We start from the raw sequence: 20,459 nt of genomic DNA on the forward strand, positions 1-20,459 counted from the left end.
CATCAGCCGTGCATGGACCACCGCCCCGTCACCTGCCGCCGGGCGCGGACTGAAGGGCGTACCGGACGATCTCCGCCCGGCAGGCCGAGGGCGGGCCCCACGCGTCCCGGAGCGGGCGGGCCTTGCGGAGCCACAGTGACAGGTCCAGCTCGTCCGTGTAGCCCACCGCGCCGTGCAGTTGGAGGGCCGTCAGCGCCGCCCGGTAGCAGGATTCGCCCGCCGCCAGCTTCGCCGCGGCCACCTCGCCCGGGGCCGGTGACAGCCCCGCCGCCCACACCAGCGGCCGGGCGAACTCCAGGCCCAGCAGGGTGTCCGCCAGCCGGTGCTTGACCGCCTGGAAGCCGCCGATCGGCGCGCCGAACTGCGTGCGCCGCTTCGCGTACTCCACCGTACGGTCCAGCAGCGCCTCGCCCACGCCCAGGCACTGCGCCGCCGTCAGCAGCCGCGCCCAGCGCGCGGCCGCCCGCGCCGCCGCCGTCACCCGGGGCCCCGCCGCCAGCAGTTCGCCGCCCGCCGCGAGCCGGGACAGCCGGCGCGTCGGGTCCGTCGACCGCAGCGGCGCGCCGGGGACGCGGCCCGCCAGACGCAGTTCCCCCGCCCGCGACACCGTGAAGCGGTGGGTCGCCGCGTCGGCGTCCAGGGCGTACGGACCCCCGCCGGGCACGGTCAGCGTGGCCGAGGCCTCGCCCGCGACCAGGCCCGGCAGGAACCGCTTCGCCACCGCCTCGTCCCCGAGCTCCGCCAGGAGCACCGACACGGCCGCCGTCTCCACCACCGGCCCCGGTATCCCGGCCCGCCCCAGCTCCACGAAGCCGAGGGCGAGTTCGAGCGGCAGCGGGCCCGCCCCCTCGTACGCCTCCGGCGCGGCCAGCGCGAACAGCCCCGTCCGCGCCAGCCGCGACCACAGCTCCCGCCCCGGTGCGTGATCACCGCCCGCCCAGGCCCGGGCCGTCCGCGGGACCTCCGCCGAGGCCAGCATGGTGCGCAGGGTGCGGGCGTAGTCGGACTGCTCTTCGGTCAGCAGGAAGCGCATCAGCGCCGGCCCTTCGGAAGGCCGAGCAGCCGCTCGGCGATGATGTCGCGCTGGATCTCATTGGTCCCCGCGTAGATCGGCCCGGCCAGGGAGAAGATCCACGGCTGCGCCCACGCCCCGTCGGCGAGTTCCGCGTCGGAACCCAGCAGGTCCAGCGCCGTCTCGTGCAGCGCCATGTCGTACTCCGACCAGAACACCTTGGTCAGGCTGGACTCGGCGCCGATCCTCCCGCCCGCCGCGAAGCGGGAGGCGCAGCTCCAGGTGAACAGCTCGTAGGCGCGCGCCCCGACCACCGCGTCCGCCACCCGGTCCCGCAGCGCGGTGTCCGCCGGATCGCCCGCCGAGCGCCACAGCCCGACCAGCCGGGCGGCCGCCGCCAGGAACCGGCCGGGGGAACGCAGGGTGAGCCCCCGCTCGTTGCCGGTCGTCGACATGGCGATCCGCCAGCCCTGCCCCGGCTCCCCGATCACATCCCCGTCCGGTACGAAGACCCGGTCGAGGAAGATCTCCGCGAAAGCCGGCTTGCCGTCCAGGCGGCCGACGGGACGCACCGTCACCCCGGGCGCCCGCAAGTCGAACATCACGTAGGTCAGCCCCTCGTGCACCCTCGCGGCCTCCGGGTCCGTGCGGAAGATGCCGAACGCCCGGTCGGCGAAGGCGGCCCGCGAGGACCACGTCTTCTGCCCGGACAGCAGCCAGCCGCCCTCCGTGCGCACCGCCCGTGACCTGAGGGAGGCCAGGTCGGAGCCCGACTCCGGCTCCGACCATGCCTGCGCCCAGATCACCTCGCCGCTCGCCATCGGCGGCAGCACCCGCGCCCGCTGCTCGGGGCTCCCGTGGTCGAAGAGCGTCGGAGCGAGCAGGCTGATGCCGTTCTGCGAGACACGGCCGGGCGCGCCCGCCGCGCAGTACTCCTCCTCGAACACCAGCCACCGGACGATGTCCGCGCCGCGCCCGCCGTACTCCTCGGGCCAGGACACCACCGACCAGCGGTCCGCGTACAGCCGCGCCTCCCACACGCGGTGGGCCGCGAAGCCCTCCGCCGTCTCCAGGGAGGGCAGGGGAGAGGCGGGAACACAGGCGGCCAGCCAGGCCCGGGCCTCGGCCCGGAAGGCCTCCACCTCCGGCGTCTGGGTGAGATCCATCAGGCGTCCGCCTCCCTCCGCACCGCTTCCCTAACAAGTGTTTGGTAGGTTAACGTACGGCCATGAGCAGCGTCGAGGAGTTCCACGCGGGGGCACCGACTCGGCCACCGACTCGGCTACGGGAGGCCGGACTTGGACGCGCCTGAGTACATCCCCGGCCATGACCTCCTGAAGGGCCGCACCGCCGTCGTCACCGCCGCCGCCGGAGCCGGGATCGGCGGGGCGACCGCCCGCCGCTTCCTCGAAGAGGGCGCCCGCGTCGTCATCGGCGACGCCCACGCCCGCCGCCTCAAGGACACCGAGGACGCGCTCGCGGCACGCTTCGGAGCGGACCGCATCGCCTCCCTCCCCTGCGACGTCACCGACGAGGATCAGGTGCGAGCGCTCTTCGCGCTCGCCGAACAGACCCACGGCGGCCTCGACATCGTCGTCAACAACGCCGGCCTCGGCGGCACCGCCGCCCTCGTGGACATGACCGACGACCAGTGGGCCAAGATCCTCGACGTCACCCTGAACGGCACCTTCCGCTGCACCCGCGCCGCCCTGCGCTCCCTGCGCGCCACCGGCGCCGGCGGGGTCGTCGTCAACAACGCCTCCGTCGTCGGCTGGCGCGCCCAGAGCGGCCAGGCCGCCTACGCCGCAGCCAAGGCCGGCGTGATGGCGCTGACCCGCTGCGCGGCGCTGGAGGCCGCCGAGTTCGGCGTACGGGTCAACGCGGTCGCCCCGAGCCTGGCCATGCACCCCCACCTGGCGAAGGTCACCAGCGAGGAACTGCTCGCCGAACTGACCGCCCGCGAGGCCTTCGGCCGGTACGCGGAGCCCTGGGAGGTCGCCAACGTCATCGTCTTCCTGGCCAGCGGGTACTCCTCGTACATGACGGGCGAGACCGTCTCCGTCAGCAGCCAGCGAGCCTAGGCGCCCGCGCGTGCCGACGTCCGCCGGGCGGCCGACGCCACTTCGGGGCCGCTCCCGGCACTCCCGGCACCAGAATGGGGGTGTGCCAACGAACAAGCCGCCAGTCAAGAAGAAGCCCCATGTGACCGCCACGCCCGAGCGGCGCAGGGAACTCCTCGGCACCGCCGCCGAGGTCTTCGCCGCGCAGGGCTACAACGCCACCACCGTCCGCAAGATCGCCGACGCCGCCGGAATGCTCGCCGGCAGCCTCTACTACCACTTCGATTCGAAGGAATCGATGCTGGATGAGATCCTCTCGGACTTCCTGACCGAGCTGTGGGAGGGGTACGACACCGTCCTCGCCGCCGGCCTGGGGCCCAGGGAGACCATCGAAGCCCTCGTCACGGAATCCTTCCGGGAGATCGACCGGCACCGCGCCGCCGTCGCGATCTACCAGAAGGAGTCCCGGCACCTGTCGGTCCAGCCCCGTTTCCATTACCTCGCCGACTCGCAGCAGAAGTTCGAGAAGGCCTGGCTGGGAACACTGGAGCGAGGCGTCGCCGCCCGGGTCTTCCGGGCGGACCTGGACATCCGCCTCACCTACCGCTTCGTCCGCGACACCGTCTGGGTCGCGGCGTCCTGGTACCGGCCGGGCGGACAGCACAGCCCCGAGGAGATCGCCCGTCAGTACCTGTCGATGGTCCTCGACGGGATCGCCGTCCGTACGTAACCCACCCGAGGAGTTCCGATGCCCGAGGCCTACATAGTCGACGCGGTACGCACGCCCGTGGGGCGGCGGGGCGGCGGCCTGTCCGCCGTCCACCCGGCCGACCTCGGGGCGCACGTGCTCAGGGCGCTGGTCGAGCGGTCGGGGGTGGATCCGGCCGCCGTGGAGGACGTCGTCTTCGGATGCCTCGACACGGTGGGACCGCAGGCGGGGGACATCGCGCGGACGGCGTGGCTGGCGGCGGGCCTGCCGCAGGAGGTGCCGGGGGTCACCGTCGACCGCCAGTGCGGCTCCTCCCAGCAGGCCGTGCACTTCGCCGCGCAAGCCGTCCTCTCCGGCACCCAGGACCTGGTGGTCGCGGGAGGCACCCAGAACATGTCGATGATCCCCATCGCCTACGCCTCCCGGCAGGCGGCGGAGCCGCTGGGCCTCACGCAGGGGCCGTACGCGGGCAGCGCGGGCTGGCGCGCACGGTACGGCGACGCGCCGGTGAACCAGTTCCACGGAGCCGAGCTGATCGCCCGCACATGGGGCATCTCGCGCCAGGACATGGAGCGCTTCGCCCTCTCCAGCCACCAGCGGGCCGTCCGGGCCATCGACGAGGGCCGCTTCGCCCGCGAGACGGTCGCGTACGGGGACGTGACCGTGGACGAGGGACCGCGCCGGGACACCGGCCTGGACAAGATGGCGGCCCTGGGGCCGGTGGTCGAGGGCGGCACCATCACGGCGGCGGTCTCCTCCCAGGTGTCGGACGGCGCGGCGGCGATGCTGATCGCCTCCGAACGGGCGGTCCGCGAACACGGCCTGCGGCCACGGGCCCGCATCCACCACCTGTCGGTCCGGGGCGAGGACCCGATCCGCATGCTGTCCGCACCCATCCCCGCCACGGCGTACGCCCTGAAGAAGACCGGGATGTCCCTGGCCGACATCGACCTGGTGGAGATCAACGAGGCCTTCGCCCCGGTGGTGCTGGCCTGGCTGAAGGAGACCGGCGCCGATCCCTCCCGGGTGAACGTCAACGGGGGCGCGATCGCGCTCGGGCATCCGCTGGGGGCGACGGGCGTGAAGCTGATGACCACGCTCCTGCACGAGCTGGAGCGCACGGGCGGGCGCTTCGGGCTCCAGACGATGTGCGAGGGCGGCGGCCAGGCGAACGTGACGATCATCGAGCGGGTGTAGGGCGCGGGCCCTGAGGGCGCCCTGTAAGGCCCGGGCCTCTGCGGCCGCCCCTCCGGGGCCCCGCCTCCTCGTTTCCAGCCACGCGCTCGCGGGCGTGCGCGCGCGGAGGTGGGCGGGAGCGTGCGCGCGGGTACCACACGCGACGCAGATCACACTCCCCTCACGGCACTCTCCGGCGGACCTGTGCTAGCGTAGAGCTCGTTGCAGTTGTGGTACCCATGAACTTTATGTGCGCCTGACGGGAATGATCCTCAGGCGCTTTTATTGTTTTGCCGGAATCTCCGGATGGGGCCCTTTGCCGCCTATTCAGGAGATTTAAAATGGCACTTGGCACCGTGAAGTGGTTCAACTCGGAAAAGGGCTTCGGCTTCATCGAGCAGGACGGTGGCGGCCCGGACGTCTTCGCCCACTACTCGAACATCGCCACCCAGGGCTTCCGTGAGCTCCAGGAGGGCCAGCGCGTGTCCTTCGACGTGACCCAGGGCCAGAAGGGCCCCCAGGCGGAGAACATCCTCCCCGCCAACTAAGTAATTCAGCTTGCCGGGGTCCGCACCGCGAGGTGCGGACCCCGGCTTGTCTGCTGTTTCGACCTTGTAGTACCTGCCGGTTTCAGGAGGGCATTTCCGCATGACCAGCTCCAGCTCCGCACGCCCCAGCCGCCGCCCCACCCGGGGTCGAGGTGCGGCTCAGGGACGTCCGAACGCTGGCGCGGGACGGCAGAAGTCCGCCCCCGTTGCCCGGCCCCAGGAATTCACCATGCCCGAACCGCTGGCCCCGGCGCTCCCGCCGGTCGCCGCGTTCGAGGACATGGACATGCCCCCCGCGCTGCTGAAGACCCTCGCGGCCCAGGGCGTCACCGAGCCGTTCCCCATCCAGGCCGCGACGCTGCCGAACTCCCTCGTCGGCCGTGACCTGCTGGGCCGCGGCCGCACCGGATCCGGCAAGACGCTGGCCTTCGGCCTGGCGCTGCTGGCCCGTACGGCCGGCCGCCGCGCCGAGCCGAAGGCGCCGCTCGCGCTGGTCCTCGTACCGACCCGTGAGCTCGCGCAGCAGGTGACCGACGCCCTGACCCCGTACGCCACGGCCGTCAACCTGCGCATCGCGACCGTCGTCGGCGGCATGTCGATCAACCGGCAGTCGGGCGCCCTGCGCCGCGGCTCCGAGGTGCTCGTCGCCACCCCCGGCCGCCTGAAGGACCTCATCGACCGCGGTGACGCCGACCTCTCCCAGGTCGCCATCACCGTCCTCGACGAGGCCGACCAGATGACCGACATGGGATTCATGCCGCAGGTGACGGCGCTGCTCAAGCAGGTCCAGCCCGGCGGTCAGCGGATGCTCTTCTCGGCGACGCTGGACAAGAACATCGACAAGCTCGTCAAGATGTTCCTCACCGACCCGGTCGGGCACTCCGTCGACCCGTCGGCCGGCGCGGTCACCACCATGGAGCACCACGTCCTGTACGTCATGGACGAGACCGACAAGAAGGCCGTGGCGACGCGCATAGCCGCTCGCGACGGCCGGGTGATCATGTTCGTGGACACCAAGCGAGGGGTGGACCGCATGGTCAAGAAGCTCCTCGCGGACGGCGTCCGCGCCTCCGGTCTGCACGGCGGGCGCTCGCAGCCGCAGCGCAACCGGACCCTGGACTGGTTCAAGACGGGCGAGGTCACCGCGCTGGTCGCCACCAACGTGGCCGCCCGCGGCATCCACATCGACGACCTCGACCTCGTCGTGAACGTGGACCCGCCCAGCGACCACAAGGACTACCTGCACCGCGGCGGCCGTACCGCGCGCGCCGGTGAGTCCGGCAGCGTCGTCACCCTGGTCCTGCCCGACCAGAAGCGGGACATGACCCGTCTGATGTCGGACGCCGGGATCTCCCCGCGCACCGCGCAGATCAAGTCCTCCGACGCGGAGCTGTCCCGGCTGACCGGCGCCAAGGAGCCCTCGGGCATCCCGGTGGTGCTGGACGTGCCGCAGCCCACCCCGCCGCGCCAGCGTTCCGCCTCGAAGCCCGCTTCGGGGACCGGCGCGGGCGGTGGCGGCGGTCGCCGCCGTTCGGGCGGACCGCGCGCCGGATCCGCCGCCGGCGCCGCTCCGGCCGCCGCCGGTGGCCGGGGACGCCGTTCCGGCGGCGGCGCGGCCGGTCAGGCTCCGGCCGCCGGGTCGGGCCAGGCCCGTCGCGGTGGTCAGGGGGGCCAGGGCGCCGCGGCCAACGGCTCCGCCGAGCGCGGACGGCGTACCGGGGGCGGCGCCGCCGGGGGCGCCGCCGCCGCTTCCGCCCGCAGCCGGGTCGGCGCCCAGTCCGCCGGCCAGGGTCGCCGCCGGGCCGTCTGACCCGCACAACCGTCCGACTGCGCCGGGCAGCGCCACGCGCGCTGCCCGGCGCAGTCGTGTCCGGGGCCAGGGCGTGCCTTTCGACGGGCCGGGGCGCGTCTTGCGGTCGCGCCGGGCCTCCTACGAGCGGACCAGCTTGTCCTGGAGCTGCGCCAGCGTCCGCAGGTCCAACCCGAGGCCCTTCGTCAGGTAACCGTGGAAGCCGCCGTAGTCGGCCTCCAGCTGCGCCGTCGCGGAGTCCAGGTAGTCCCGGCGGACCTCCTGGAGCGGGATCAGCAGGTCAGGGTCCTGCATCCGCCCGGACTGCTTCAGGGCGGCCCGCACCTGGGCGTCATAGGCGGCGCGGAAGGTGTTCGAGGCGAGGTAGTCGCCCTCCGCGTCCTGCTGCGGTACGGCCAGGGCGCGCAGCAGGACGTAGCTCATCCAGCCCGTCCGGTCCTTGCCCGACGTGCAGTGGTACAGGACCGGGCCCCGACCGGTCGCGGCGATCTCCCGCAGGGTGGCCGCGAACTGCGCCCGGTTCTCGGCGCTGGTCACGAAGGTGCGGTAGATGTCGCGCATGTAGGCCTCGGCGCGGCCGCCGCCGAGGATCTGCTCCTGGCGGGCGGGGTCGCCGCTGGAGATCACGGTGACGAGGGTTCCGAAGAGACCGAGATCGCTGACCGGGCGGGAGGTGGGGCTGAGCCCCCAAGGCAGCCTGTCCGGGCCGTCGTACTGGAGCTCCAGCGGGATGCGGAAGTCGACGACCCTGCTGAGGCCCAGGCCGGAGACGGTGGTGAGGTCCGCGTCGGTCAGCTTGCTCAGCGCGTCGGAGCGGTACACCAGCCCGTGGCGTACCCGGCCGCCGGTCCAGGTGTGGTAGCCGCCGAGGTCGCGTACGTTGACGGCGCCCTGCAGGGGGATCCGGCGGATCGCCTCCGCGCTGTACGGGTGGGGCTGGTGGTGCGGGTGCTGCCGGGCGTCGGCTCCGGCTCCCGGCACCGGCGCGGCGTAGGCGGAGGCGGGCGGGGCGCCGACGGCGAGGGCGGTCGCGAGGACGGCGGTGGCCAGGCGGATGCGAGCACGTCTCATCTGGGACTCCTGTGGCGGAGGAGGGGGATCACCCTGGGGGTGGCAGGGGGCGGAGCGAGTGCAGGCCTTCCCCGTGACGCCGGTCGGGCCGGTCGTGGGGCTCCGGCAGGTGGTGCCGGTCGGGCCGGTCGTGGGGGTCGGATAGGGGCAGGTGGTGCCGGTCGGGCCGGGCGTGGGGGTCCGGCAGGCGGTGGAGGCGTTGCAGTACGGCGTCCGCCTCGGCCATGACGCGGGAGACCAGCTCCGCGCACGACGGGAGGTCCTCGATCACCCCCGCGACCTGGCCCGATGTCATGACGCCGAGGTCCGTGCGGCCCTCGACCATGGAGGCCCGCAGGAGCACGGGGGTGTTCGCCGCGAGCAGGACCTGGCTCCAGGACAGCTCCTTGCCGTGCTTCATCGCGAGGCCGTCCCGCACCATGCGGGACCAGGACAGGCCCGAAAGCTTCCTGAATCCGGCCGCGTGCCGAAGAGCCCGGGCCAGGGCCACGGCCCGGCCGGCCCGCTCCAGGGACTCGACCAGCCCGGTGCGGAGCATGCGGTGCGGCAGCCCGTCGACGGCCGTGGTGACGGTGACGTCCTTGACGCTGGCCGCCAGGTACCGGGCCTTGACCGCGTCGGGGACGGTGGAGTCGCTGGTCAGCAGGAAGCGGGTGCCCATGGCGATGCCCGCCGCCCCGTACGACAGCGCCGCGACGAGCCCCCGGCCGTCGCTGAAACCGCCCGCCGCGATCACCGGGATCTGCACGGCGTCCACGACCTGCGGCAACAGCACGGTCGTGGCCACGTCCCCGGTGTGCCCCCCGCCCTCGCCGCCCTGCACGATCACCGCGTCGGCGCCCCAGGCGGCGACCTTCTCGGCGTGCCGGCGGGCGCCGACGGAGGGGATGACGACCACGCCCGCCTCCCTGAGCCGTGCGATGAGCTCCTGGGAGGGCGCGAGGGCGAAGGAGGCGACCCGTACGCCCTCCTCGATGATCAGCTGTACGCGCTCGGCCGCGTCCCCCGCGTCCGCCCGCAGATTGACGCCGAAGACGGTGCCCCGCGGGGTTCGGGACCGGACCTCGCGGACCGCCGAGCGCAGCTGGTCCATCGTCATCGTCGCGGAGGCCAGGATGCCCAGCGCCCCCGCGTTGGCCGCGCCCGACACCAGCCGGGGCCCGGCGACCCATCCCATGCCCGTCTGCACGATCGGATGCTCGACTCCGACGAGCCGGGTGAATGCCGTCTCCATCGATCAGCCCCGTACTTCCCGGTCCCGCAGACCCCCCGGATCGATCACCTCGCGGATCAGCCGCAGCTCGTGCGCGGTCGGCTCCCGGGTGTACGGGACCTCCCCGGCGACGGCCGGCTCGAAGCCGGTGGCCGCCCGGACCTGCTCGACGGTGACCCCGGGGTGCAGGGAGGCCAGGCGCATCGTGTGGCCGGGCCCGGTGAAGTCGAAGACGCCGAGGTCGCTGACCACTCGGGGCAGGCGGTGGTAGCGGGTCACCCCGGCCTGGGCGGCGCGGTCGTAGCCGACGCCGCTGACCATGTCGACCCGTTCCACGAAGACCCGGGTGGAGTGTTTCGGCACCCAGTAACTCACCGGGTTGTTGAGGGTGTTGACGGGCGCCCCGCGCACGCCGAGGAGCTGGCGCGCCGGGCGTTGCCAGTCGCCGATGCAGGAGATGTTCTGGTTGCCGAACCGGTCGATCTGGCTGGCGCCCATCATCACGTGCCGCCGGCCGCCGGTGACCAGGGCCAGATGGCGGCGGTACGGGAGCCAGCCCTCGGCCGTGCCGTCGAGCGAGACGAGCATGGCTTCGCCGTCGGTCAGCAGCAGGTCGGGGGAGAAGGTGTGCTTGGCGAGGCGGGCCCCGATGGAGGGGATGAGGCCCATCGGGCTGGCGAGCACCTCGCCGTCGCCGCGCCAGGCCTCGGCGCATGCGATCACGCAGTACTCGGCCCGGCTGACGGCCGTGGGCGGAGCCGCGGGCGTGGCTTCGGCCGTGGGCCGGGGTGTCGGCGGGGTCGCCGGTGTGGCCGTCACCGCTGCTCCTCCTGCCAGGTCCGCACGGCGCACTGGTAGTCGTACTCACTCGCGCCGTGGAGGAACCGCCCGGTGAACTCGGACCAGGGGGTGGTCGCGTACAGCTTCTGGAAGGCCTCGTCGCGGCCGTAGTCCGGCGCGCAGGAGGTGAAGTGCGCGCCGTTCGGCGTCTCCACGACCCCCGAGACGTGGTGGCGGCTGACGAGGAGGGACTGCGGGGGACCGGCCTTGGACAACTCCGCCGTCTCGACCAGCTGTTCGCAGGAGACGTAGGCGGCGTCGGCGGCCTCGCAGAAGAGGTCGTCGAAGTACGGGTCCGGGCCCAGGTACTGGGCGTTGCCGAGGCGGTCGGCGCGGTTGAGGTGCACCAGCGCGGCGTCCATGCGCAGGGCGGGCACGGCGACGAACTCCTCGCCGTCCGCGTAGGGGGAAGTGACCGTACGCAGCTCCGGATTGACCCGCATGACGTCGGAGCCCAGGCCGGCGCGGACGGGCAGGAAGGGCAGCCGATGGGCGGCGGCCCGCAAACCCCACATGAACATGGCCTCATCGAGCTCGGTGAACGCGAAGGCGGCGCGCTCGCGGGCGGCGCGGAAGTGGGGCTCCAGCGCGATGGAGTCGAGGGTCGCGAACGGGGCGACGAGCCTGCGGATCCGGCCGGCGGCGGCCAGCAGCCCGATATCGGGACCGCCGTACGAGACCACCGTCAGATCGGTGATGTCCGAGTGCAGCAGCGCGCGCACCAGGGCCATGGGCTTGCGACGCGAGCCCCAGCCGCCGATGCCGAGGGTCATCCCGCTGCGCAGCCGGCCGATCACCTCCTCGCAGGTCATGCTCTTGTCGGTCATGCCGGTTCCTCCCGTCGTGCGGTGGCGGCGAAGGTGTCGCGGACCCGGTCGGCGACCCCGCTGAGACCGGCCTCGAAGGTGAAGCCCTGCTCGAAGCGGTAGCTGCGGTGCACGTCGACGGGGTCGATACCGTTGATGGCGGCCTTGGCGAGCCGGATCAGGTAGCCGTCCTTGCGCGCGATCTCGGCGGCCAGCTCCAGGGCCGCCGCCCGCAGCTGCGCGCGGGGGACCACCTTCCAGACCGAGCCGTGTGCGTGCAGTTCGGCGGCGCTCGCGGTCCGCGAGGTGTAGTAGAGGGCGCGCATCAGGTGCTGCGGGACCAGCCGCGACAGGTGCGTGGCGGCGCCGAGCGCGCCCCGGTCGAGCTCCGGCAGGCCGAAGGCGGCGTCGTCAGAGGCGACGATGGCGTCGGCGTTCCCGGCCAGGCCGATGCCACCGCCCAAGCAGAAGCCCTGCACGGCGGCGACGACCGGCACCTCGCAGTCGTACACGGCGGCGAAGGCCTCGTAGCAGCCCCGGTTGGCGCCGATGAGGGAGGCGTGGCCGCTGTCGCGCTGCAACTCCTTGATGTCGACGCCGGCGTTGAATCCGCGGCCCTCGGCGGCGAGGGCGACACAGCGGATCTCTGGGTCGCGCCCGGCGGCGCGCACGGCGTCGGCGAGCTCGTACCAGCCGTGTACGGGCAGTGCGTTGACCGGCGGGAAGTCGACCGTGACGAGCGCGATGCCCTTGGCGGGGGCGGAGGTGGAGACACCCATGAGCGGATCAGCTACCTTTCCACCAAACATTTGTTAGGCGAGGAAGGTAGCAGCCCATGGAGCTGGAGGGGAGGGTCGCCGTCGTCACCGGCGGGACCAGGGGCGTCGGCGCCGGCATCGCCCGGTCGTTCCTCGCGGCGGGGGCGCGGGTCGTCGTCTGCGCGCGCCGGCCGCCTCCGGAACCGGTGTCGGCCGGCGGGCGGAAGGCGGCCTTCACCGCCCTCGACCTGCGCGACCCCGCCGCCGTTGAGGAGTTCTTCGGCTCGGTCGCCCGGCGGTACGGGCGGCTCGACTGCCTGGTCAACAACGCGGGCGGGACCCCGTACCGACTGCTGGGCGGGGGTGAGGGCGAGACCGATGGTGTGGGCGAGGTGCGGCGGCACGCGCGGGTCGTGGAACTCAACCTGCTGGCGCCGCTGACGGCCTCACTGGCGGCGTACCCCTGGCTGAGGCGGGCGGGGGGATCGGTGGTGATGATCGGCAGCGTCAGCGGGACACGGCCCTCCCCGGGGACGGCCGCGTACGGGGCGGCGAAGGCGGGGCTGGAGCACCTGGCCCGGTCCATGGCCGTGGAGTGGGCGCCGGACGTACGGGTGAACTCGCTGGTCCTCGGCATGGTGCGGACCGAACTGGCCCACCTGCACTACGGGGACGAGGCGGGCGTCGCGGCCGTGGGCGCGACCGTGCCGCTGGGGCGGCTGGCGGAGCCCTCGGAGGTGGGGGAGGCGGCCGTCTTCCTGGCCTCCGGCCGGGCCGGATACATCAGCGGGGCCAGCCTGCTGGTGCACGGGGGCGGGGAGCGCCCGGCATTCCTGGCCGCGGCCAACGTCAACGTGGAGAGCGGCAAGGCCGGCGCGGGAAGCGCGGGAAGCGCGGCGAACGCGGAAAGCGAGGAGGGCTGACATGGCAGGCACGGCAGGCATGGCGGGCATGTGCGAGGGCCGAGTCGTGATCGTGACGGGCGCGGGGCGGGGCCTGGGCCGGGCCCACGCGCTGGCCTTCGCGGCGCAGGGGGCGCGGGTCGTGGTCAACGACCTGGGGGTCGGCCTCGACGGACTGCCGGGGCCGGACGGTCCGGCGGCCCGGGTCGTGGCGGAGATCCGGGCGCTGGGCGGGGAGGCGGTGGCGCACGGCGGGGATGTCGCGACGGGCGAGGGCGCCGCCTCGCTCATCGAGACCGCCCTCTCAGCCTTCGGGAGGCTGGACACGCTCGTCAACAACGCCGGTTTCCTGCGCGACCGGATGCTGGTCAACCTGGGCGAGGAGGACTGGGACGCGGTCGTGCGGGTCCACCTGAAGGGGCACTTCCTCCCGCTGCGGTGCGCGGCCCGCTGGTGGCGGGCGCAGGCCAAGGCCGGGCGTCCGGTGGCCGCCCGCGTGGTCAACACCACGTCCGGGGCAGGGCTGTTGGGCTCGGTCGGGCAGGGCAACTACAGCGCGGCCAAGGCGGGCATCCTCGGCCTGACCCTGGTCGCGGCCGCGGAGATGGGACGGTACGGGGTCCAGGTCAACGCCATCGCCCCGGCGGCGCGGACCCGGATGACGGAGGAGACCTTCGCGGGGACCATGGCCGCCCCGGCGGAGGGCGGCTTCGACGCGATGGCCCCGGAGAACGTGTCCCCTCTGGTGGTCTGGCTCGGCGCGGATGCCTCGGCGGGCGTCACGGGCCGCGTCTTCGAGGCGGAGGGCGGCAGGATCACGGTGATGGAGGGCTGGCGTCCCGGCCCCACCGCCGACCGGGGGACCCGCTGGACCCCCGCCGAGGCGGGCGAGGCAGCGGCGAAGCTCCTGTCGGCGGCCGGAACCCCGCTGCCGGTGTACGGGGCTCGCTGAGCCGGTACGGGCCGGGGCCGGGGCCGTACCGGTGCGTCTCCGGGCCGGTACGGGTCCGCTGCCTACCGTACGCGGGCGGGTCGGGCCCGGGGCCGGCCGCTCGGGCAAAGACTGGAACGGCGGAACGGCGGAACGGCGGAGGGCCCGGCCCCCTGGCGAGGGGTCGGGCCCTGGTCCTTCATTCGTGCGCTGAGGTATCACTACCCCGTGCGCCCCGCTGCCGAACCACACCGCCGCATCAACTTGTCCGTCCTCGCCGGACCGCCCGGGTCAGGAGAGCTTGCCGTCGTAGTCCGGCAGCTTGACGGTGCGCTCGGCGTGGCCCCCGACGAGGTCGCTCGGCTTGTTGCCGATGTTGGCGATGATGGTGTAGCCCCGCGCTTCGATCTCGGCGCGCTTGCCCGTCTTGTACGCGCTGACCTCCTCGAACAGGTCCGGCAGGTCCCTGACGTACAGGCCGGAGACCGGGTAGCCGACCGCCTTGAGGTTGTGCTCGGTGAGGGAGTGGATGATCCCGGGGCGGGCGGTGACGAAGAAGACGGCGACGCCGCGCTCGTCGGCGTACCGGGTCAGCTCGCGGACCTTGGCGATCGCGGGGGTCGGGAAGGTCCAGAACCAGTGGAAGTCCGTCTCCAGCGACGTGTTGTCGATGTCGAGGACGAGGGCGGGCTTCTCTCCGGCGGGTGAGGCGGCGATGCGCTGCTCGATGGCGGGGCGGGCCGCGTCGATGACGGCGGCGACGTCGCGCTGCCAGGTGGCGTAATCGATGCCGAGGAGCGCCGCGTTGCCGCCGGGTGCGGACGAGGCCGAGGCCGTGGAGGCCGCGTACGTCCCGTACGGCGCCAGCTGAGTGCCGGTGGCCGGCAGCGTCGCCGTCGCCGGGGCCGCCTGGGCGGCGGTGGCCGGAAGGAGCGTCAGGACGGCCGCCGCGGCGGCCACTGCGATTGCGGCGGTGCGGGGCGTACGGGCCGTGTGGATGCGGCGGTTGATGCGCATGGGGGGCGCTCCTCGGGTCGTGAACTGGCATGTTCACGACCAGGGTCGGGGTGTCCGGAACCCATGTCTACTGGTCGGTAGGAAACTTCTCGTGGCCGCCCGGTGAATCCGCCGCCGGCGATTTGCGCACCGGCACCGGCGGTCGCTGCGGCCCCGGTGGGCGCAGGAGGTTCACGAGTCCTCCGTGGTGGCGGAAAGGCTCGGGCGGCGGGGTGGGTGGAATCGGTCGCTCGCCTTGATGAAGTGCCCGGAGCCTGCGGCCAGTTCCGCCGTGGCCTGCTACGCCATCGGCCGGAAGCCGACCACCGGGCGTGCTTCGGTGGTCGTAGGGCGCGCATGACGGCGGAGGTCGCCCGGTGCGGGTCGTCGGGGGTGGCGAAGGCCGCGTACGGGCAGGTCGTGCAGGCCGCGCTCGTTCGCGTACGCGCGGATCCCACGGGGGCGGCAGGCGCCGGAAGGGGGCGGTGATCGAGGTCCGCGCGGTCCCGCCCGGTAGGGAAATCCGTGCGCCTGGGGGCCGGCCCGCCTGCGGTTCTGCGTCATCGGCTGCCCCGCGCCGCAACCCCTGCCGTCAGCGGCCGAAGTTGGCCAAAAACGCGTTCTTGATGCCCGCCTTACCTCTGATGTGTCATGGACCCGTCATTCACCCAATGGCGCGCACGGCCCAACCCCCCACGAAAGGCAGTGTGTTGACTGTGACCACTCTCGCGCGGTTCATGAAGCGAACCCTCGCCGCCGGCGCGGTGGCCCTCGCGGCCGTCAGCCTCCAGCCCACTTCCGCCACCGCCTCCCCGGCCCCCGTCGTCGGCGGCACCCGCGCCGCCCAGGGCGAATTCCCCTTCATGGTCCGCCTCTCCATGGGCTGCGGAGGCTCCCTCTACACCCAGCAGATCGTCCTGACCGCCGCCCACTGCGTGAACGGCTCCGGCAACAACACCACCATCACCGCCACCGCCGGAGTCGTGGACCTCAGAAGCTCCAGCGCCATCAAGGTCAAATCCACCAAGGTGCTCCAAGCCCCCGGCTACAACGGCCAGGGCAAGGACTGGGCCCTCATCAAACTTGCCCAGCCCATCAACCTGCCCACCCTCAAGATCGCCGAGACCAACGCCTACGACAACGGCACCTTCACCGTCGCGGGCTGGGGAGCCACGCGCGAGGGCGGAAGCCAGCAGCGCTACCTGATGAAGGCCACCGTGCCCTTCGTCTCCGACGCCAGCTGCCAGGCCTCGTACGGCAGCAGCCTCGTCCCCGACGAGGAGATCTGCGCCGGCTTCGACCAGGGCGGAGTCGACACCTGCCAGGGCGACTCCGGCGGCCCCATGTTCCGCCGAGACAACACGAACGCCTGGATCCAGGTCGGCATAGTCAGCTGGGGTCAGGGCTGCGCCAGGCCCGACTACCCCGGCGTCTACACCGAGGTCTCCGCCTTCGCCGACGAGATCAAGACCGCCGCGGCAGGCATGTAGCCCCCACCGTCCTTCCGGCCGCCCGCAAACCGACCGGAAGGACGCCCCCCACCCCGGCTTCGGCCGGGCCCGCCACGGGGCGGCTTCGGCCGCGCCCGGCCGAGGCGATACCTCCCTGCGGTCCCGCCACGGCGCCCGCCCGGCTCGCCCGGCCGCGCCCGGCCGGGGACCCTGGCTGCGCGGTAGCCGGGGGAGTGCGGGGGCCACGGCCGTTCCGGCGAAGCCTGCCGCCCCGGGTGTGCAGGCCCGCACGGGGACCCGTACCGGCCTGCACGAGCCCCCGTAGGGTGCCCGCCCGGCTCGTCCGGCCGCGCCCGACCGGTCCGTCCGGCCCCGGCCGGGGATCCTGGCTGCGCGGTAGCCGGGGAGCGGGGCCGTGGCGGCCCCGGCGAAGCCGGTCGGCCCGCGCGTACCGGCCCGCACGGGGACCCGTACCGGCCCGCACGGGGACCCGTACCGGCCCGCACGAGGACCCGTACCGGCCCGCGCCAGCTCCCGCGCCGCCCCGCACGGGCACCCGTACACCCCGGGCCACCCGCACCGCCCCGCCCGGCGCGCACAGCCCCCGGCGACTCGCTCGCCCCCCGGTCACCCCCCCGAGGCGCGGTCGGGTGGTCACCCGACCCGGGCGGCCCGTGGGCCCCCGACGGGCCGCGTCTCACGGAGCGGCTGGCCGGGGAAGGACTGCCGCGCGCCACGTATTCTCGGGAACCATGAACACCAGCGACATCGACGAGAACGTCACCGCCGAACTCGCCCGCCTGCGGGACAGCATCGACAACATCGACGCGGCCGTCGTCCACATGCTCGCCGAGCGCTTCAAGTGCACCCAGCAGGTCGGCCATCTCAAGGCCAAGCACCAGCTCCCCCCGGCCGATCCGAGTCGCGAGGCCAGCCAGATCACCCGGCTGCGCCAGCTCGCCGAGAACGCCAAGCTCGACCCGGCCTTCGCCGAGAAGCTCCTGAACTTCATCATCGCCGAGGTCATCCGCCACCACGAGACGATCGCGGCGGGCGAAGAGTAGAACCGAGGTCCGGCTGCCCCCTTGCGGCAGCATGGGCCCATGCCCGCATTGACGCGCAACGAAGCGCAGACCCGAGCCCAGCTCCTCGACGTCCACCACTACGCCGTCAGCCTCGACCTCACGCGCGGCGACGAGACCTTCCACTCCTTCGCGGTGATCCGCTTCACCACCCGCACCGCATGCGACACCTTCGTCGAGCTGAAGCCGGAACACCTGAACTCGGCGCTCCTGGACGGCGACCCCGTCCCCGCCCACGCCTTCCAGGACAACCGCCTCCACCTCGCCGGCCTCGCCGAAGGCGCCCACGAGCTGCGCATCGACACCCTCATGCGCTACTCCCGCACCGGCGAAGGCCTGCACCGCTTCACCGACCCCGCGGACGGGGAGACGTACGTCTACACCCAGATGTTCCTGGACGACGTCCAGCGCGTCTTCCCGGCCTTCGACCAGCCCGACCTGAAGGCCGTCTTCGAGTTCACCGTCACCGCCCCCGCACACTGGACCGTCCTCGCCAACGGCATCACCCAGCGCACCCAGCGCACCGGCGGGCAGGACACCGACGACCCGGACGGCGCCGCCATCTGGCAGTCCGCCCCGACACCGCTCATCTCCACCTACCTCGCCGCCGTCGCGGCCGGCCCCTGGCACAGCGTGCGCACCCAGCACGTCGGACTGCCCTTCGCCATCCACTGCCGGCAGTCCCTCGCCCCCCACCTCGACGCCGACGCCGAGGAGATCCTGTCCATCACCACGGACTGCTTCGACCGCTACCACGAGAAGTTCACCGAGCCGTACCCCTTCGACTCCTACGACCAGGCCTTCGTCCCCGAGTTCAACGCGGGCGCCATGGAGAACCCGGGCCTGGTCACCTTCCGCGACGAGTTCATCTACCGGTCCGCCGTCACCGACACCGAGCGGCAGCGCCGCGCCATGGTCATCGCCCACGAGATGGCCCACATGTGGTTCGGCGACCTCGTCACCCTGCGCTGGTTCGACGACATCTGGCTGAACGAATCCTTCGCCGAATACATGGGCTACCAGACCCTCACCGAAGCCACCCGCTTCACCGGCACCTGGACCGACTTCGGCGTCGAACGCAAGTCCTGGGGCTACGACGCCGACCAGCGCCCCTCCACCCACCCCGTCGCCCCCGACCCCGCCGACGTACCCGACACCGCCTCCGCCCTCCTCAACTTCGACGGCATCTCCTACGCCAAGGGCGCCTCCGCCCTGCGCCAACTCGTCGCCTGGCTCGGCGAGAAGGACTTCCTGGCCGGCATCAACACCCACTTCGCCCGCCACAAGTTCACCAACGCCTCCCTCGCCGACTTCGTGGACTCCCTCGCCGCCCACACCGAACGCGACGTCCACGCCTGGGCCGGCATCTGGCTGCGCACCACCGGCATCGACACCCTCACGCCCAGGATCGAGGAGAGCCCCGGCGGCTGGACCCTCACCGTCGAGCGCCAGGGCAGCCGCCCCCACCACATCGCGGCCGGCGCCTACCACCGCGCCCCCGCCGCCGACGCCGTCCTGGAACAGCACGAACTGCTCCACCTCGACGTCCCGTCCGACGAAGTGGTCTCCGTGACCGGCCCGCGCCCCGCGCTGCTCGTCCTCAACGACGGCGACCTCACCTACGCCAAGGTCAGGCTCGACGAGACCTCCGTCGAAACCGCCCTGCGCGGCCTCTCCCGCATCCCCGAACCGCTCACCCGCGCCGTCGTCTGGAACTCCCTGCGCGACATGGTCCGCGACGGGGAACTGGAGCCCGGCGCCTACCTCGCCACCGCCGGAGCGCACCTGCCCCAGGAACGCGACCTGGCCATCGTCCAAGGCGTCCTCGCCTTCGCCCGGACCCAGATCGCCGACCGCTACACCGCCCCCTCCGAGCGGACCGAGGCGCTCACCACCCTCGCCGCGATCGCCCACGACCTGCTGCGGCGCACCGAGGACGGCTCGGAACCCGGACTGCGGCTGACCGCCGTACGCGCCCTCATCGACAGCGCCACCGGCCCCGACCCCCTCATCACCTGGCTCGCCGACGGCACCGTGCCCGGCGGCCCCGAACTCGACCCGGAGCTGCGCTGGCGCATCCTCGCCCGGCTCGCCGTCCTGGGCGCCGTCGATGAGGCCCAGATCGACGCGGCCCTCGCCGCCGACCCCAGCGCCACCGGCGCGGAAGGCGCGGCCCGCTGCCGCGCCGCGCTGCCCTCCGCCGAGGCCAAGGCCGCCGCCTGGAACCGCCTCTTCCATGACGACAGCCTGTCCAACTACCTGTTCAGCGCCACCGCGCAGGGGTTCTGGCAGGCCGAACAAGGCGATCTCGTACGGGAGTACGTACCGCGGTTCTACCGGGAGGCCGTCGCCCTCGGCGCCCGCCGCGGCCCGGCCATCGCCGAGGCAGCGGGCCGCTGGGCGTTCCCGGCCTACGCCGTGGACGAGGCCAACCTCCGGGCGGGCCATGCCTGCCTCACCGATGCGGACGCGGAGATCCTGCCGCTCCTGCGCCGCAAGCTCGTCGACCAGCTGGACGACCTGGCCCGCGCCCTGCGCATCCGCACGGCCTGACCCTCCCGCTCACTCCGGCCCGGACCGGGAACCCCGCCCGCAGCCCCCTCGGGCCCGGGCCCCGGGCCCCCGGCCGCTACGACGGCCGCGCAGGTCCCGGGCCCCCGTTGCCCCCGGCCCCGCCCCCGCCCCGTCGCAGGCGGGGGCCGGAGCCGGGCGGTGCGCGGCGCCCTACCGCCGGACCAGCGCCGTGCTCGGCCCGCACCGGGCCCGCCAGGGCTCCGCCCCCGCCCCCGCCCAGCAGGCGTCGGCCTGAGACCGCCCCCGCCCGGCAGGCTCCGCCCCCCGCCGCCCGCCCGGCAGGCGTCGGCCTGAGACCGCCCCCGCCTGGCGGCCCCCCCCGCCCGCCCGGCAGGCGTCCCCCCACCCCCGCGGGGCAGCCCCCGCCCCGCCGGACCTCCGCCCCCCGCCCGGCAGGCGCCGCCCGAGACCGCCCCCCGCCCGGCAGGGCCCGCCGCAGGAACGTTGATCCGGAACAAACCCCGGCGGTTACCCCATTCGGGTCTGATCGTTGTACCGGCCGGGTGCGCCCGCCCCGCCA

At 73.5% G+C, this 20,459-nt stretch carries 18 protein-coding genes; 10 read left to right on the forward strand and 8 right to left on the reverse strand.

The annotated features are described in order from the left end of the window. Positions 1–28: 28 nt before the first annotated feature. Complete coding sequence (locus tag ACWDX7_RS08230) at positions 29–1,033, reverse strand: acyl-CoA dehydrogenase family protein (protein WP_451492617.1); 1,005 nt, start codon at positions 1,031–1,033, stop codon at positions 29–31. Then, on the reverse strand, positions 1,033–2,178 hold the full coding sequence (locus tag ACWDX7_RS08235) for an acyl-CoA dehydrogenase family protein (protein WP_451492616.1): 1,146 nt from the start codon (positions 2,176–2,178) through the stop codon (positions 1,033–1,035). Before ACWDX7_RS08235 ends, ACWDX7_RS08230 begins: the two co-directional genes overlap by 1 nt. 132 nt (positions 2,179–2,310) lie before the next feature. Here ACWDX7_RS08235 and ACWDX7_RS08240 point away from each other — a divergent pair, with 132 nt between their 5' ends. The 5 genes from ACWDX7_RS08240 to ACWDX7_RS08260 all read left to right on the forward strand — a co-directional run bounded on the left by ACWDX7_RS08240 (position 2,311) and on the right by ACWDX7_RS08260 (position 7,315). After that, positions 2,311–3,093, forward strand: coding sequence for an SDR family oxidoreductase (locus ACWDX7_RS08240; RefSeq protein ID WP_451492615.1), 783 nt, complete (start codon positions 2,311–2,313; stop codon positions 3,091–3,093). Positions 3,094–3,175: 82 nt separating this feature from the next. Further along, the gene (locus ACWDX7_RS08245; protein ID WP_451492614.1) at positions 3,176–3,802 is read left to right on the forward strand and encodes a TetR/AcrR family transcriptional regulator; all 627 of its coding nucleotides are present in this window, start codon (positions 3,176–3,178) and stop codon (positions 3,800–3,802) included. A gap of 18 nt (positions 3,803–3,820) precedes the next feature. After that, complete coding sequence (locus ACWDX7_RS08250) at positions 3,821–4,978, forward strand: acetyl-CoA C-acetyltransferase (RefSeq protein ID WP_451492613.1); 1,158 nt, start codon at positions 3,821–3,823, stop codon at positions 4,976–4,978. Between the two features lie 320 nt (positions 4,979–5,298). Then, the gene (locus tag ACWDX7_RS08255) at positions 5,299–5,505 is read left to right on the forward strand and encodes a cold-shock protein (protein WP_030707191.1); all 207 of its coding nucleotides are present in this window, start codon (positions 5,299–5,301) and stop codon (positions 5,503–5,505) included. Between the two features lie 100 nt (positions 5,506–5,605). Further along, complete coding sequence (locus tag ACWDX7_RS08260; RefSeq protein WP_451492612.1) at positions 5,606–7,315, forward strand: DEAD/DEAH box helicase; 1,710 nt, start codon at positions 5,606–5,608, stop codon at positions 7,313–7,315. A gap of 120 nt (positions 7,316–7,435) precedes the next feature. Here ACWDX7_RS08260 and ACWDX7_RS08265 read toward each other — a convergent pair whose 3' ends face one another. The 5 genes from ACWDX7_RS08265 to ACWDX7_RS08285 form a co-directional block, all read right to left on the reverse strand. Then, the gene (locus ACWDX7_RS08265; RefSeq protein WP_451492611.1) at positions 7,436–8,386 is read right to left on the reverse strand and encodes a tyrosine-protein phosphatase; all 951 of its coding nucleotides are present in this window, start codon (positions 8,384–8,386) and stop codon (positions 7,436–7,438) included. 28 nt (positions 8,387–8,414) lie between these two features. Beyond that, the gene (locus ACWDX7_RS08270; protein WP_451492610.1) at positions 8,415–9,620 is read right to left on the reverse strand and encodes an NAD(P)H-dependent flavin oxidoreductase; all 1,206 of its coding nucleotides are present in this window, start codon (positions 9,618–9,620) and stop codon (positions 8,415–8,417) included. Positions 9,621–9,623: 3 nt separating this feature from the next. After that, the gene (locus ACWDX7_RS08275) at positions 9,624–10,322 is read right to left on the reverse strand and encodes a CoA-transferase subunit beta (protein WP_451492654.1); all 699 of its coding nucleotides are present in this window, start codon (positions 10,320–10,322) and stop codon (positions 9,624–9,626) included. Between the two features lie 92 nt (positions 10,323–10,414). Then, entirely contained in the window at positions 10,415–11,266 is an 852-nt protein-coding gene (locus ACWDX7_RS08280) for a CoA transferase subunit A (protein ID WP_451492609.1), read from the reverse strand. Next, positions 11,263–12,024 carry an enoyl-CoA hydratase family protein gene (locus ACWDX7_RS08285; RefSeq protein ID WP_451492608.1) on the reverse strand — a complete coding sequence of 254 codons (762 nt, stop codon included), beginning with the start codon at positions 12,022–12,024 and terminating at the stop codon, positions 11,263–11,265. Before ACWDX7_RS08285 ends, ACWDX7_RS08280 begins: the two co-directional genes overlap by 4 nt. Before the next feature lie 56 nt (positions 12,025–12,080). Between ACWDX7_RS08285 and ACWDX7_RS08290 the strand changes: the two genes are divergently transcribed. Together ACWDX7_RS08290 and ACWDX7_RS08295 are read left to right on the forward strand one after the other, a co-directional pair. After that, a complete protein-coding gene (locus tag ACWDX7_RS08290) occupies positions 12,081–12,926 on the forward strand; it encodes an SDR family oxidoreductase (protein ID WP_451492607.1) in 846 nt (281 codons plus the stop codon). 19 nt (positions 12,927–12,945) lie between these two features. Beyond that, entirely contained in the window at positions 12,946–13,857 is a 912-nt protein-coding gene (locus ACWDX7_RS08295; protein WP_451492653.1) for an SDR family oxidoreductase, read from the forward strand. 270 nt (positions 13,858–14,127) lie between these two features. Here the strand turns inward: ACWDX7_RS08295 and ACWDX7_RS08300 are convergent, their stop codons facing one another. Then, complete coding sequence (locus ACWDX7_RS08300; protein WP_451492606.1) at positions 14,128–14,853, reverse strand: HAD family acid phosphatase; 726 nt, start codon at positions 14,851–14,853, stop codon at positions 14,128–14,130. Between the two features lie 716 nt (positions 14,854–15,569). On the opposite strand from ACWDX7_RS08300, the gene ACWDX7_RS08305 reads away from it, so the two are divergent. The 3 genes from ACWDX7_RS08305 to pepN all read left to right on the forward strand — a co-directional run bounded on the left by ACWDX7_RS08305 (position 15,570) and on the right by pepN (position 19,918). Further along, positions 15,570–16,322 (forward strand): serine protease, encoded by a 753-nt coding sequence (locus ACWDX7_RS08305; RefSeq protein WP_451492239.1) that lies wholly within the window; start codon positions 15,570–15,572, stop codon positions 16,320–16,322. A 713-nt stretch (positions 16,323–17,035) separates the two neighbouring features. Next, positions 17,036–17,347, forward strand: coding sequence for a chorismate mutase (locus ACWDX7_RS08310; RefSeq protein WP_451492232.1), 312 nt, complete (start codon positions 17,036–17,038; stop codon positions 17,345–17,347). A 39-nt stretch (positions 17,348–17,386) separates the two neighbouring features. Then, positions 17,387–19,918, forward strand: a complete 2,532-nt coding sequence (gene pepN / locus ACWDX7_RS08315) for an aminopeptidase N (RefSeq protein WP_451492231.1) — start codon at positions 17,387–17,389, stop codon at positions 19,916–19,918. The last annotated feature ends 541 nt before the right edge of the window (positions 19,919–20,459 follow it).

This window comes from Streptomyces sp. NPDC003034 (assembly GCF_053591375.1).

Coding starts and splice junctions, on each gene's coding strand:
- ACWDX7_RS08300 (WP_451492606.1), bottom strand. CDS start 14,853: ATGCGCATCAACCGCCGCATCCACACGGCCCGTACGCCCCGCACCGCC.
- ACWDX7_RS08285 (WP_451492608.1), bottom strand. CDS start 12,024: ATGGGTGTCTCCACCTCCGCCCCCGCCAAGGGCATCGCGCTCGTCACG.
- ACWDX7_RS08270 (WP_451492610.1), bottom strand. CDS start 9,620: ATGGAGACGGCATTCACCCGGCTCGTCGGAGTCGAGCATCCGATCGTG.
- ACWDX7_RS08255 (WP_030707191.1), top strand. CDS start 5,299: ATGGCACTTGGCACCGTGAAGTGGTTCAACTCGGAAAAGGGCTTCGGC.
- ACWDX7_RS08230 (WP_451492617.1), bottom strand. CDS start 1,033: ATGCGCTTCCTGCTGACCGAAGAGCAGTCCGACTACGCCCGCACCCTG.
- ACWDX7_RS08265 (WP_451492611.1), bottom strand. CDS start 8,386: ATGAGACGTGCTCGCATCCGCCTGGCCACCGCCGTCCTCGCGACCGCC.
- ACWDX7_RS08290 (WP_451492607.1), top strand. CDS start 12,081: ATGGAGCTGGAGGGGAGGGTCGCCGTCGTCACCGGCGGGACCAGGGGC.
- ACWDX7_RS08250 (WP_451492613.1), top strand. CDS start 3,821: ATGCCCGAGGCCTACATAGTCGACGCGGTACGCACGCCCGTGGGGCGG.
- ACWDX7_RS08260 (WP_451492612.1), top strand. CDS start 5,606: ATGACCAGCTCCAGCTCCGCACGCCCCAGCCGCCGCCCCACCCGGGGT.
- ACWDX7_RS08235 (WP_451492616.1), bottom strand. CDS start 2,178: ATGGATCTCACCCAGACGCCGGAGGTGGAGGCCTTCCGGGCCGAGGCC.
- ACWDX7_RS08305 (WP_451492239.1), top strand. CDS start 15,570: ATGAAGCGAACCCTCGCCGCCGGCGCGGTGGCCCTCGCGGCCGTCAGC.
- ACWDX7_RS08310 (WP_451492232.1), top strand. CDS start 17,036: ATGAACACCAGCGACATCGACGAGAACGTCACCGCCGAACTCGCCCGC.
- ACWDX7_RS08280 (WP_451492609.1), bottom strand. CDS start 11,266: ATGACCGACAAGAGCATGACCTGCGAGGAGGTGATCGGCCGGCTGCGC.
- ACWDX7_RS08295 (WP_451492653.1), top strand. CDS start 12,946: ATGGCGGGCATGTGCGAGGGCCGAGTCGTGATCGTGACGGGCGCGGGG.
- pepN (WP_451492231.1), top strand. CDS start 17,387: ATGCCCGCATTGACGCGCAACGAAGCGCAGACCCGAGCCCAGCTCCTC.